At 66.2% G+C, this 13179-nt stretch carries 10 protein-coding genes; 6 read left to right on the top strand and 4 right to left on the bottom strand.

Annotation, left to right across the window (positions count from 1 at the left end; genetic code table 11):
• Positions 1–35: 35 nt before the first annotated feature.
• The 4 genes from QW881_RS13050 to QW881_RS13035 form a co-directional block, all read right to left on the bottom strand.
• Positions 36–1325, bottom strand: coding sequence for a PotD/PotF family extracellular solute-binding protein (locus tag QW881_RS13050; RefSeq protein WP_315757780.1), 1290 nt, complete (start codon positions 1323–1325; stop codon positions 36–38).
• Positions 1326–1357: 32 nt separating this feature from the next.
• Positions 1358–2395, bottom strand: a complete 1038-nt coding sequence (locus QW881_RS13045) for an ABC transporter ATP-binding protein (RefSeq protein ID WP_315757815.1) — start codon at positions 2393–2395, stop codon at positions 1358–1360.
• Positions 2396–2903: 508 nt separating this feature from the next.
• Entirely contained in the window at positions 2904–3116 is a 213-nt protein-coding gene (locus QW881_RS13040; protein WP_315737235.1) for a hypothetical protein, read from the bottom strand.
• Between the two features lie 24 nt (positions 3117–3140).
• Positions 3141–3803 carry an aldolase gene (locus tag QW881_RS13035; RefSeq protein WP_315757779.1) on the bottom strand — a complete coding sequence of 221 codons (663 nt, stop codon included), beginning with the start codon at positions 3801–3803 and terminating at the stop codon, positions 3141–3143.
• Positions 3804–3923: 120 nt separating this feature from the next.
• On the opposite strand from QW881_RS13035, the gene ltnD reads away from it, so the two are divergent.
• The 6 genes from ltnD (at position 3924) to QW881_RS13005 (ending at position 13094) form a co-directional block, all read left to right on the top strand.
• Positions 3924–4847 (top strand): L-threonate dehydrogenase, encoded by a 924-nt coding sequence (ltnD, locus tag QW881_RS13030; RefSeq protein WP_409999018.1) that lies wholly within the window; start codon positions 3924–3926, stop codon positions 4845–4847.
• Between the two features lie 26 nt (positions 4848–4873).
• Complete coding sequence (gene otnI / locus QW881_RS13025; protein WP_315757777.1) at positions 4874–5656, top strand: 2-oxo-tetronate isomerase; 783 nt, start codon at positions 4874–4876, stop codon at positions 5654–5656.
• A complete protein-coding gene (gene otnK / locus QW881_RS13020) occupies positions 5653–6930 on the top strand; it encodes a 3-oxo-tetronate kinase (protein ID WP_315757776.1) in 1278 nt (425 codons plus the stop codon). Before otnI ends, otnK begins: the two co-directional genes overlap by 4 nt.
• A gap of 230 nt (positions 6931–7160) precedes the next feature.
• The gene (locus QW881_RS13015) at positions 7161–9188 is read left to right on the top strand and encodes a HAMP domain-containing methyl-accepting chemotaxis protein (RefSeq protein ID WP_315757775.1); all 2028 of its coding nucleotides are present in this window, start codon (positions 7161–7163) and stop codon (positions 9186–9188) included.
• A 525-nt stretch (positions 9189–9713) separates the two neighbouring features.
• Positions 9714–11417 (top strand): methyl-accepting chemotaxis protein, encoded by a 1704-nt coding sequence (locus QW881_RS13010; RefSeq protein ID WP_315737241.1) that lies wholly within the window; start codon positions 9714–9716, stop codon positions 11415–11417.
• Between the two features lie 120 nt (positions 11418–11537).
• On the top strand, positions 11538–13094 hold the full coding sequence (locus tag QW881_RS13005) for an ABC transporter substrate-binding protein (RefSeq protein ID WP_316158373.1): 1557 nt from the start codon (positions 11538–11540) through the stop codon (positions 13092–13094).
• The last annotated feature ends 85 nt before the right edge of the window (positions 13095–13179 follow it).

The raw sequence follows: 13179 nt of genomic DNA, 5'->3' as shown, positions 1-13179 counted from the left end.
GGGAAAGCACGGCGCGGCAGGCCGGGATCGTCACATCAGGCGGCGATGAACTCATTCCATTTGCGGACCATGTAGTCGTTCTCGTCCATGACCGCGTTCCAGCACACGACGTTGCCCATGCGGTCCTCGTAGGAGCCGCCGTCGCGCACGGCGCCGGCCTTCTCCATCAGGGTGCCGTCCGGCGCCTTGATGTCGGCCTTCGCCGGCTTGCCTTCCATCCAATAGCCCCACTCGTCCTCGGTCATGTTGGCCTTGGCGGTGGAGAGCACGGCCGAGTAGTAGCCCTGGCGGTTGAGATAGGCGCCGGCCCAGCCGGACAAGTACCAGTTGACGAACTCATAGGCCCAGTCGAGCTTCGGGCCGCCGGCCACCGCCTTGGAGACGCAGAAGCCCGAGGCCCATGAGCGGTAGCCTTCCTTGAGCGGCTGGAAGGTGCAGGGGATGCCCATCGAGCGCACCTTGGTGACCGCCGGCGACCACATCGACTGGATCACGGTCTCGCCCGAGGCCATCAGGTTGACGGACTCGTTGAAGTCCTTCCAGAACGCGCGGAACTGGCCGGCCTTCTTGGCCTCGGTCAGGACCTTCATCGTCAGGTCGATCTCGGCCTTGGTCATGTTGCCCTTGTCGGCATATTTGTACTGGCCGGTCGCCTCGACGACGAGGGCGGCGTCCATGATGCCGATCGAGGGGATGTTGAGGATCGAGGCCTTGCCCTTGAATTCGGGGTTGAGCAGCTCGGCCCAGGAGTTGATCGGGCGCTTGATCAGGTCGGGACGGATGCCGAGCGTATCGGCATTGTACACGGTCGGGATCAAGGTGACGAACTCGGTCGGCGTCGCCGAGAACGTCTTGGAGTTCGGGCCGTCGAGATAGAGCACCTTCCACGGCGCGGTGCCCTGGCCGCCGATCTTCTTGCCGTTCGGCAGCTCGCCCTTGGTGAAGACGGGCGTGATGTTGTCGAACTCCTTGATCTTGCGCGCATCGAGCGGAAAGATGTTGCCGGACGGCACCAGCTTCTTCAGCGAGAAATATTCGGTGTCGAGCACGTCGAAGGAGTTCGGCTGGGTGATGACGCGCTTGGTCACGTCGTCGGTCGTCGCCGTGATGTATTCGATCTTGATGCCGGTGTCGGCGAGGCACTTCTTCGAGATCTCGTCGCCCTCGTTCACGGCGGTGCCGAGATAGCGCAGCACCTTGGCGTCGGCTGCGTGGACATAGGGCGCGCTGAGCAGCGTGCCCGAGCCGGCGAGACCGGCGACGCCCGCCGCGCCCTTGAGCAGCGTGCGGCGGCTGACGGATGTTGTCTTCGATCGGTCGGTCATGATCATCTCCTTGGGAAAACGAGCAAACGAAATCAGGCGACCAGCTCAGCGGCCGGTGCGGCTGCTGCTGCGGGACGGGTCGTCAGCGCATCGGCGAGCGCCGGATTCCAGGTGACGACGACGCGCTCGCCGATGCTGTGGGTCTGTGCATCGAACTGATCGTCGCTGAGCTGCGCCGAGATCTCGGGGCCGCCATCGGTCGCGACAGCGACCAGCACGTAGGTGCCCTGATATTCGATCTTGCTGATCGTGCCCGACACCGCCGGACCGTCGATCGCAGCGTTCGGCGCCTTGAGCTGGATGCGGTCGACGCGCACCGCGAAGGTCTCGCCATTCACCGGGATCACGTTGTGGCCACCGATGAAGCGGGCGGCGAATTCGGTGCGTGGATGATTGAAGATCTCGCGCGGGCTGCCCTGCTGCTCGATGCGGCCGCCATTCATCAGCACCACGAGGTCGGACAGCGCCATGGCCTCGTCCTGGCCATGGGTGACATGGACGAAGGTGAGGCCGAGCTCGCGCTGCAGCCGCTTCAGCTCGGCGCGCATGCGCAGGCGCAGGAACGGGTCGAGCGCCGACAGCGGCTCGTCGAGCAGCAGGATCTGCGGCGAGGTGATCAATGCGCGCGCCAGCGCCACGCGCTGTTGTTGTCCGCCGGAGAGCTGCGCCGGCAGGCGGCCGGCATAGCCCTGCATGTCCACCAGCTCGAGCAGCTCGCGTGCCTTTGCGTGGCGCTCGGGCTTGGCGACGCCCTTCATCTTCAGCGCAAACGCCACGTTGTCGATCACCGAGAGATGCGGAAACAGCGCGTAGGACTGGAACATCATCGCGGTGCCGCGCCCGGCGGGCGGCAGCTCGGTGACGTTCTTGGCGCCGACGATGATGTCGCCCGATGTCGCCGACTCGTGGCCGGCGATCATGCGCAGGGTGGAGGTCTTGCCGCAGCCGGACGGACCGAGCAGGCAGCAATAGGAGCCGGCGGGAATCCGCAGATCGATCGCGTCGACGGCGGTGACGTGACCGTACATCTTCGTCACCCTCACCAGTTCCAAGCTCGCGCCCGCCGCCATCCGCCCTCCGTCGTCCTGTCGCGTGTCGGTCATGATCGCAGCTCGCTCCATCGGGCGGCTGCGATCCGACCGTCTCATGTCTGCAACGGATATGCCAAGGGTCGCCGTGGGGGCGGGGCGGTGCGCGAAGATTGCGCGCTGGGCGAGATGCGTATGCAACGCTCGAAAGGGCATTCCCCGGTCTAGGCGGCAGCCCGCTCAGATCGGGCGCCGATCCGGCCAAACAGCCGCGCCCACGCCGATGTGGAGGCATTTTGCCCTTGTCCTTTCGTGCTCCGGGCGTGCCGAGCGACGGGCTGCAATCGATGGTGGAAGAGCGGGGCGCATCCTCGCGCCGCGGCAGTGGTGTGCTGCCGGTGCCGTCCTTGTTCGATCGATCCGCCCGTGATTGCTGCCGCAGCCTTATCTTGCCTCAATATTAGGCATCGTTGCCGTCTGGAGGCAAGGCAGCTTGATCAGTGGCAAGGCGGCGCAGGCTCCGCGGCATGCAGGCAGGCCGGGCGGGACGCTAGACCCGCCGTGCCCGCGATCTGGCCTGCGCGGCGGCCACCAGCATGCGCTCAGCGATGTCACGGAGCTCGCTGACCGCGATTGGATCGGAGGCGGCGAACGCGTCATAGGAGTCGGTTGCGATCGGAAACCAGCGATAGAAGCGGGCCTCCTCATAGAGCACCCGGACAGCGGCATCGATCTCGGCTGGCGTTGTTGCGGGATATTGCATGCCCATCCATCCGGACCGGTGGGATCAGTGATGATCGCCGTGATCGGGCAGGCCGAGGCCGAACACTTTCACCAGATCGTCGACCTGTTGCGGCGAGAGGTGACGCGGGTTGAGTCCGCGCAGCAGCAGATACAACTTTGCGGTCTCCTCGAGCTCCTCCATCGCGAACACGGCGGCTTCCAACGTATCGCCGGACACCACCGGCCCGTGATTGGCGAGCAGCACCGAGGCGTATTTGCCGGCGAGACCCTTGATGGCATCGGCTACCGCGGGATCGCCGGGACGATGATAGGGCACCAGCGCGGTCTGACCGCAGCGCATCAAATAATAAGGTGTCAGCGGCGGCAGCGCGGCGCGCGGATCGATGTCCGGCAGCATCGAGATCGCGACCGAATGGGTCGAGTGCAGATGCACCACGGCGCGGGCAGCATTGCGCGTCTGGTACAGCGCGGTGTGCAGCGGCACCTCCTTGGTCGGCGCGTCGCCCGAGACCAGCTTTCCCGCGGCATCGAGCCGCGACAAACGGGCCGGATCGAGGAAGCCGAGCGAGGCATTGGTCGGCGTGACCAGCCAGCCGCCATCATCGAGCCGCACGCTGATGTTGCCGGAAGAGCCCTGCGTCAGCCCGCGCTCGAACAGCGAGCGGCCGAACCGGCAGATGGCCTCGCGAATCGCAGTTTCCGCCACGGGACTTTCCTCGCATTTCGCTCTTTGGCCGCTTTGTCTCACGCTTTGGCAACGCGGCCAAGCCGTGATACCCAGAGTGCAGTCCGGGGCAACCGGACGTCACCAGGAAACGCTTCAGGGATCTGCCGCATGCCGTCGCCATCGCAATTGAAAGTCGCCGTGATCGGGCTCGGCTCGATGGGGTTCGGCATGGCGACCTCGCTGAAACGCGCAGGCTTCGAGGTGACCGGATGCGATGTCTCGGCGGATGCCGTGGCGCGCCTCGTCGCCGACGGCGGCAAGGGCGCGGCGAGCCCGGCCGAGGCGGCGCGAGGTGCCGACATCGTGGTCAGTGTCGTCGTCAACGCGGCGCAGACGGAAGCCATCCTGTTCGGCCCCAGCGGTGCTGCCGAAACCATGCCGAAGGACTCCGTGTTCGTCTCCTCCGCGACCATGGACCCTGACGTCGCGCGGCGGCTCGCGAAGCAGCTCGAAGCCACCGGCCGGCACTACCTCGACGCGCCGATCTCCGGCGGCGCGCAGCGCGCGGCACAGGGCGAGCTGACCATCCTGGCCTCGGGCAGCGCGGCTGCGTTTGCCAAGGCGCGGCCGGCGCTCGATGCGATGGCGGCCAAGCTCTATGAGCTCGGCGATGCGGCCGGGCAGGGCGCCGCGTTCAAGATGATCAACCAGCTGCTCGCCGGCGTGCACATCGCCGCTGCCAGCGAGGCCATCGCCTTCGCCGCCAAGCAGGGCCTCGACATCCGCAAGGTCTATGAGGTCATCACCGCCTCGGCCGGCAATTCCTGGATGTTCGAGAACCGCATGCCGCACGTCCTCGACGGCGACTACACGCCGCGCAGTGCGGTCGAGATCTTCGTCAAGGATCTCGGCATCATCCAGGACATGGCGCGCAACCATCGTTTTCCGGTGCCCGTCTCGGCCGCCGCGCTGCAGATGTTCCTGATGACGTCGGCCGCCGGCATGGGCCGCGACGACGACGCCTCGGTGGCGCGGATGTATGCGCAGGTCACCGGCACGACGCTGCCGGGCTCCTCCAAGTAGCAAGCAGTACGACGAGTTTTCACGCCATGCCCCGTTTCGCCGCCAATCTCTCGATGATGTTCACCGAGCATCCGTTCCTCGATCGCTTCGCGGCGGCCGCCAAGGCCGGCTTCACCGCGGTCGAATTCCTGTTTCCCTATGATCATCCGGCCGAGGAGGTCGGCAAGCGGCTGCACGGCAACGGCCTGACGCAAGCGCTGTTCAACCTGCCGCCCGGCAATTGGGATGCCGGCGAGAAGGGCTTTGCCGCGCTGCCGAAGCGCTTCGATGATCTCAAGGCGAGCCTTGAGACGGCGCTGCCCTATGCCAAGGCCACCGGCGTGAAGCGGCTGCACATGATGGCGGGCATCGCCGAACGTAGTGATGCGAAGGCCGTGGAAGCCTACACCAAGTCGGCGGCCTGGGCTGCGGAGTTCTTCGCGCCCCACGGCCTCGACGTCGTCATCGAGCCGATCAATGCACGCAACGTGCCCGGCTACTTCCTTAACGATTTCGGCTTCGCGCGCGATCTCATCCGCGAGCTGAAGATTCCCAATCTCAAGCTGCAGTTCGACATCTATCACTGCCAGATCATCCATGGCGACGTCACCATGCGGCTGCGCGAGATGATGGACATCATCGGCCACATCCAGATCGCCAGCATCCCCTCGCGCAACGAGCCCGACGGCGAGGAGCTGAACTATCCGTTCCTGTTCGCCGAGCTCGACCGGCTCGGCTATGCCGGCTTCGTCGGCTGCGAGTACAATCCGCGTGGCCGCACCGAGGACGGGCTCAACTGGTTTGCGCCCTACAAGGGAGTGAAGCCGTGACCTTGAAGCTCGGCTGCATCGCCGACGACTACACCGGCGCCTCCGACCTCGCGAACACGCTGACCCGCGCCGGCCTGCGCACGGTGCAGACGATCGGCGTGCCGGCTGATGACCTCACGCTGCCGGAGGTCGATGCCGTCGTGGTGTCGCTGAAGAGCCGGTCGATCGAGGCTTCGCTTGCCGTGGCCCGCTCACGCGAGGCCGACAAATGGCTGCGCGCACGGGGTGCCGACCACGTGCTGTTCAAGATCTGCTCGACGTTCGATTCCACCGACGCCGGCAATATCGGCCCTGTCATGGATGCGCTCGCCGGTGATGCGGGCGACGGCATCGTGCTGGTGACCCCGGCCTTCCCGGAAACCAGGCGGACCGTCTATCAAGGCAACCTCTTCGTCGGCAGCGTGCCGCTCAACGAGAGCCCGCTCAAGGATCATCCGCTCAACCCGATGCACGACGCCAATCTGGTGCGCGTGCTGGCGCGCCAGAGCCGCAGGAAAATCGGCTTGGTCGACCTCGCCGCCGTCGTGCACGGGCCGGAGGCGATCGGCCACAGGCTGCAGGAATTGGCCGCGCAGGGCATTGGTGCGGCGATCGTCGATGCCGTGTTCGACGCCGACCTGATTGCGATCGGCGCGGCCGCCTTGAAGAACCGGGTCTCTGTCGGCGCGTCCGGCATCGGGCTCGGGCTGGCGCGCGCTCTGGTCGAGGCCGGGCACGTGCATGCCCACGGCTTGGCGCATCACGCGGATGCACCTGTCGGCGGCATGGCCGCCTGCCTCGCCGGAAGCTGCTCGCAGGCGACGCTGCAGCAGATCGCGCAGGCCGAGACCATCATGCCGGTGCTGCATCTCGATGCGGCGGGCCTGGTCGCCGGTCCGGACGAGGCGCAGCGCGCGCTGGCCTGGGCGCGTGAGCGCATTGCCAGGGGGCCTGTGCTGATTGCCTCCAGCGCGACGCCGGATCAGGTCAGCGCGCTGCAATCCAGGCATGGCCGCGAGGCGGCGGGGCACGCCATCGAGCAGGCGATGGCCGATCTCGCCGAGGGGCTGATTGAGGCCGGCGTGCGGCGGTTGATCGTCGCCGGCGGCGAGACCTCGGGCGCCGTCGTTGACCGGCTGGGGATTCCCGGCTTCCTCGTTGGTCCAGAGATCGCGGCCGGCGTGCCGGTGCTTCGCGCAATCGGCGCGCAGGGCGGCGACATGCTGCTGGCGCTGAAGTCCGGCAATTTCGGCGGGCCGCAGTTCTTCGCCGACGCGCTCGGGCTGATGCGATAACATCCGCGTCCGCCCAGCTGATTCCGATTTCATCATCTGCATATTCCGTGAGCCGGCTGGCCGCGCCGTCGCGCGCGCTGCCGCCATAAGCATCGGGACGCACACCGAAAAAGCAGAAGTTTTTTGCGTGTAATGCCCGATAACTCCCGTAAATTAACGGTCTCTAGGGACCTCACCGCTATACCTCCGGTACGGACCGTCGCGTGACGCGTCCATCTGTGGGTAGGGCAATGAAACTGAATCGGATCGGCTACAAACTCGGGCTTGCTGGCGCCATCGGCGCATCTCTCGCGGTCGGCATGATCGCAAATCAGATGATTGCCGAGAGAGCGGTCAACGAAGCCAATCAGCGGGCGGAGAGCTCCCGGCGCGTGGTCGAGAGCGTCATGTCGGCCAGCATCAACATGCAGCAGACCCAGCTCGCGGGCCGCTCGGCCCGGCTGGCGCGGGTGCCGGCCGATGCCGAGAAGGCCGCTGCCGACATTCAGCAGTTCTCGGCCGCGATGGTCACGGACATCGACGGCGCCCTTGCGAACGTGGCGACGGCCGAAAATCGGTCTCGGCTGAGCCGGCTCAAGGAGCTGATGACGAACTACGCCGCCGGCGCGGTGGAGCTTGCCCAGGCGCAGAAGGCGCTGCTGCTGCAGATCGACAAGCGGAGCGCGGTCTCCAACGAGTGGACCAACGGTCTCAAGGCGCTGCTCGCCTCGCCGGCGCTGCCGAAACTTGCCTTCCGCGAGCGCGTCGAGCGGCAGCTTCATGCGGCCGATGCCAAGCTGAACTACATGCGGTCCCAGGCCTGGCGGTTCGGCATGACCGGGGATGCCGTGACGATCGCGCATCTGAAGCAGACGGTGCCGATCCTGAAGAGCTCGCTGACCGATGCCCGCATGCTGGCCGATGACCGCGAGATCCAGGCGACGATCAGCAAGCTCAACGGCATCGCGTCGGACTTCGTCGCTGCGAACGACGAGGTGGTCAAGATCGAAGGAATCAAGGAAGCGGTGCTGCGCGACCGTACGCTGGTCTATCTCGGCGAGGCTGGCGAGCTCATGACGGCAGCGATCCAGGATGCCCGCGCGCGCAACGCCAGCGCAAGATATGATGCCGACGAGGTGGCCGCGCAGGCGAGCCGTATCATGCTGGTCGTCGGACTGGCCGTCCTGGCATCCGTGCTCAGCTCGGTCGTCTTCTCGTTCCTGGGAATCGCCCGTCCGTTGACCCGGCTCAATGCGGCGCTCGGCGAGATGGCGCGCGGCCGGCTCGACATCGTCATCCCCGGTGCATCGCGCGGCGACGAGATCGGCGATCTTGCCAAGACCGTGACGGTGATCCGGGGCAACGCGGAGGAGAAGGCGCGTGCCGAGGCCGAAACGAAGAATGCACAGGACGCGATCGCGGCGCGCCAGCGCAAGGCCGACATGCAGCGGCTGGCCGAGCAGTTCGAGGCCGCGGTCGGCGAAATCGTGAACACCGTCTCGTCGGCCTCGAGCCAGCTCGAGCAGTCCGCCACCACGCTGACCCAGGCCGCGACGCGCTCGCAGGGCTTGACGACGGCGGTTGCGTCAGCCTCGGAGGAAGCCACGACCAACGTCCAGTCGGTGGCGTCTGCGACCGAGCAGATGGCCTCTTCGGTCACCGAGATCAGCCGCCAGGTGCAGGAATCGGCGCGCATCGCCAACGACGCCGTCGGCCAGGCCCGCACCACGACCGGGCGTGTCAGCGAGCTGTCCAAGGCGGCCACCCGCATCGGCGATGTCGTCGAACTGATCAACACGATTGCCGGCCAGACCAACCTGCTGGCGCTCAACGCCACCATCGAGGCGGCGCGCGCCGGCGACGCCGGCCGCGGCTTCGCGGTCGTCGCCTCCGAGGTCAAGGCGCTGGCGGAGCAGACCGCGAAGGCAACCGGCGAGATCGGCCAGCAGATCTCGAGCATCCAGGTCGCGACGCAGGAGTCGGTCAGCGCCATCAAGGAGATCTCCTCCACGATCGAGAAGCTGTCGGAAATCTCCTCGACCATCGCAGCGGCCGTCGAAGAGCAGGGTGCGGCGACGCAGGAGATCTCACGCAACGTTCAGCAGGCCGCGCATGGCACGCAGCAGGTCTCGTCCAACATCGCCGATGTCGAGCGCGGCGCGGCCGAGACCGGGTCGGCCTCGGCCCAGGTGCTCTCAGCGGCACAGGCGCTGTCCGGCGACAGCAATCGCCTCAAGCAGGAGGTCGCGAGCTTCCTCGGCTCGGTGCGGGCGGCGTAACGCTGAGCCGCGGAAGCGACGAACTGCTGGTCGCGCGGGGGATTGGAAGGCCGGAGCATCGAACGCTCCGGCCTTCTGCGTTTTCTGGCCCAACAGGGACTGTCCGCGGCCCCGTCGCCCGCGGCTTTTCTGTTCGCGCTACATCGACGCCGGAAAACTAACCTGCGCAGTCAATCTGCGTTTTTAACTTGCATTAAGAGTCGGCGTGTAGGGTCTGGTCATTCGCGGCCAACGCGCAGTCGAGCCCCACGGGCAAACGGCGCTTCTCTCGTTCGGTCGCACGGCATGAGATGACGCGCCGCACGGCCAAGCCGGAGCGCGTTACCGATCTGGACGGGCAACGATCACTTTTCGATCGCTGTTCCGTATTTGCACGGACACGGTCTTAACCAGACTTAATTTGGGCTCCCGTAGCTTTCACGCGTGGGCTGCGGGCCCGTTTGCGTGACGACGAGGCGAGCCCACGCCCGTCGACGTGATCTGTCCCCGAGCGCCCCCAGCATGAGTCGCGCCGTGGAGACCGACATGTCCTTTGCAATGCCCCATCGCCTCAAGCTCACCATCGGGATCAAGATCTATGCCCTGATCGGTCTGAGCTTCCTCGGCCTGATCGGCCTGACTGCCTTCAATTCCCGCGAGCTCGCCGCGGGCCTCAAGCAGCAGAAGCAGCTCGAGCTCCGGCATCTGACCGAGCTCGCGCTCGGCATCTTCGCCGAGGAGCATGCGGCCGCGCAGAAGGGGACGATCTCGGTCGCCGAGGCGCAGAAGCGCGCTCTCGAGCGCGCCTCCCAGCTGCGCTATGGCGGCAACGAGTATTTCTTCGTCACGGACATGACCGCGAAGATGCTGATGCATCCGATCTCGACCAAGCTGGTCGGGCAGGACGTCGCGGACATGAAGGATCCGAACGGCAAGAAGCTGTTCATCGAGATGATCGATGTGGTTCGCCAGCATGGTCGCGGCTTCGTCGACTACGATTGGCCGAAGCCCGGCTCCGAGACGCCGCAGCCCAAGCTGACCCATGTCGCGGGGTTCGCACCCTGGAATTGGCTGGTTGGAACCGGCGTCTATATCGATGACCTCTCGGCGCAGGCCTGGGCCTCGACGCGGCAGTCGTTGACGGCGGCCGGAATCGTGCTGCTGATCCTGCTCGTCGTGTCGACGCTCGTCGGGCGCGGCATCACCAACCCGCTGCATCGCATGACCAGCGCGATGAAGAGCCTCGCCGGCGGCCGTCTCGACGTCGAGGTCCCCGGCGTGGGACGCGGCGACGAGATCGGCGAGATGGCCGGTGCCGTCGAGGTGTTCAAGAGCAATGCGGTCGCACGTCACGCGCTGGAAGCGGAGCAGAAGGAAGCCGAGCAGCGGGCGCTGGCCCGCCGCAAGGCCGACATGCACAAGATGGCCGACGACTTCGAAAGCGCCGTTGGCGAGATCGTCGAGACGGTCTCGTCGGCTTCGTCCAGGCTGGAAGTGTCGGCGGATACGTTGAGCAAGACGGCGGTCCGCGCCGGCGAGCTCGCAACCACGGTGGCGGCCGCGTCGGAGGAAGCGTCCACCAACGTGCAATCCGTCGCCTCGGCCACCGAGGAGATGACGTCCTCGGTCACCGAGATCGGGCGCCAGGTGCATGAATCGGCGCGCATGGCCAATGAAGCGGTCGAGCAGGCGAAGAAGACCAACGAGCGGGTGAGCGAACTGTCGCGCGCGGCGAGCCGCATCGGCGACGTGGTCGAGCTGATCAACAGTATTGCCGGGCAGACCAATCTGCTGGCGCTGAACGCCACCATCGAGGCGGCGCGTGCCGGCGAGGCGGGGCGGGGCTTTGCCGTGGTCGCCGCCGAGGTCAAGGCGCTGGCGGAGCAGACCGCCAAGGCGACCGACGAGATCGGCCAGCAGGTGGCCGGCATCCAGGCGGCGACACAGGAATCGGTCGCGGCGATCAGGCTGATCTCCGGCAGCATCGAGCGGCTGTCGGAGGTTTCCTCGACGATTGCGGCCGCTGTCGAAGAGCAGAACGCCGCGACCAAGGAAATCTCGCGCAACGTGCAGCAGGCGGCGCACGGCACGCAGCAGGTTTCCGTCAACATCACCGACGTGCAGCGCGGCGCGACCGAGACCGGCTCGGCGTCGACCCAGGTGCTGGAGGCGGCCCAGGGTCTGTCGACAGACAGCAACCGCCTGAAGCGCGAGGTCAGCCGCTTCCTGCAGACGGTCCGCGCGGCCTGAGAGGCCGGCAGCAATCTCATCAGCTAAATCAGCGACCCGACCAACGTGTCTCAACGAGTTTGAAGCTCCGCCATGATCACCTTTCTTGACTTCCGGCCCCGCCACGAGGTGGTAAGCCGGATGCGATCGTTCGCGAATTCCTCGGCGATCATCCTCGCCCTCATGTTCACTACATCGATCCATGCAGCACCCGGCGACAACCTCGCCGTTGTGCGCGACCTCAGTGGCAGGATCGGTCCCGTCATCGGGGCGGCCCTTGCCTGCAGCGATATCCCTCGGCCGCGTATCCAAGCCATCATCGGCAAGTTCCAGGCCGTCATCCGGGAGGCCTCGAACAACGACGGCGATCGAAACGAGCTGACGCGCCAGTTCGACCGCTTCATCGCCGACGGTCGCGCGGCCGAGGCGAGTGGCCGCCAGGACTGCCGACGAGCCGAGCTCCAGCTCGGAGACATCGAGCGATCGATCGGCGCACCGGCAACGGCGGCCGGCGCGCCGCCGGATGCGATGCTCCCGGTCGCTGCGGCTGGTGCGACGAGTGTTGTGCCTGCTCCATCGGTTCGCGGCGTCACGGAGCGTGACATCACGTTCGGCAGCGTCTTGCCGCTGTCGGGCGCGAACAAGGAATCAGGACGTCTGCTCAAGGTCGGTATCGAAGCCGCCTTCAACCATGCCAACGACACTGGCGGGGTCAATGGCCGGATGCTCAAGCTCGCCGTCGCCGATGACGGCTATGATCCGAACCGCACGCTCGATGCCATGAAGCAGCTCTACGAGAAGGAGCGCGTGTTCGGCTTCGTAGGCAGTTTCGGGACCGTGACCGCGGCCGTTGCAATTCCATATTCGCTCGAGCGCCGGATGCTGTTCTTCAGCCCCTACACCGGTGCGAACGTCTCGCGCCACGATCCGCCGGACCGCTACGTCTTCAACTATCGCCCGAGCTATTCGGAAGAAGCCGATGCGCTGGTCCGTTATCTGGTGAAGCTGCGCCGAGTGCCGCCGCGCCAGATCGCGCTGTTCGCGCAGGACGATTCGTTCGGGGATGCAGGCTTTGCCGGCGTGGCGAAGGCATTTCGCGTCCTGGGCCTCAGCGACGCTGCGATCCTGCGCGTCAACTACACCCGCAACACCGTGGATGTGGAGCCCGCGATCAACCAGCTCAAGGCACAGAAGGTGCCCGTCCGTGCGGTCATCATGGTCGCGACTTCGCGCGCGGCAGCGAAGTTCATCGAAAAGGCGCGCGACGCGCTTCCCGGCGTCGTTTTCGTCAATGTGTCGGCGGTCGGTGCATCGGCGCTTGCCAACGAGCTCATGCTGCTTGGTTCGCGCTACGCCTCCGGGGTCATCGTGACCCAGACCGTTCCCGCCGTCTCCGGCTATTCGAGCGTGGTGCTCGACTACAAGGCCGCGCTGGCGAAGCATTTCCCCGGCGAGCCGCCGGACTACACCTCGCTCGAGGGCTACATCGAGGCGAGCATCCTGATTCAAGCCCTGAAGAAGGCCGGTCCGCAGCTCGATACCGAGCGGTTGATCGATACCCTCGAGTCGATGCGTAACATCGATCTCGGTCTTGGAGCCTTGCTCAACTTCGGCCCCGCCGAACATCAGGCCTCGCACAAGATCTGGGGCACGGCGCTCGACGAGACCGGCGCCTATCAGGCGATCGAGCTGGAGTGACCCGCGGCGCGGGCTAAAAAGGGGGAGCGAGCGCCAGCATGTGCGGCCCATGGCGGCCGCATCGCAAGCGCGAGATGCAGCAGCT

The sequence above is a fragment of the Bradyrhizobium sp. SZCCHNS3016 genome, from assembly GCF_032484535.1.
Taxonomy (GTDB): Bacteria; Pseudomonadota; Alphaproteobacteria; order Rhizobiales; family Xanthobacteraceae; genus Bradyrhizobium.
This window is presented reverse-complemented; position numbering and strand designations above follow the sequence as displayed.

Excerpts from the sequence above, each read along its gene's own strand:
- QW881_RS13045 (WP_315757815.1), bottom strand. The coding sequence starts at position 2,395 with ATGGCGGCGGGCGCGAGCTTGGAACTGGTGAGGGTGACGAAGATGTAC.
- QW881_RS13050 (WP_315757780.1), bottom strand. The coding sequence starts at position 1,325 with ATGACCGACCGATCGAAGACAACATCCGTCAGCCGCCGCACGCTGCTC.
- QW881_RS13005 (WP_316158373.1), top strand. The coding sequence starts at position 11,538 with ATGCGATCGTTCGCGAATTCCTCGGCGATCATCCTCGCCCTCATGTTC.
- QW881_RS13015 (WP_315757775.1), top strand. The coding sequence starts at position 7,161 with ATGAAACTGAATCGGATCGGCTACAAACTCGGGCTTGCTGGCGCCATC.
- QW881_RS13040 (WP_315737235.1), bottom strand. The coding sequence starts at position 3,116 with ATGCAATATCCCGCAACAACGCCAGCCGAGATCGATGCCGCTGTCCGG.
- otnI (WP_315757777.1), top strand. The coding sequence starts at position 4,874 with ATGCCCCGTTTCGCCGCCAATCTCTCGATGATGTTCACCGAGCATCCG.
- QW881_RS13010 (WP_315737241.1), top strand. The coding sequence starts at position 9,714 with ATGTCCTTTGCAATGCCCCATCGCCTCAAGCTCACCATCGGGATCAAG.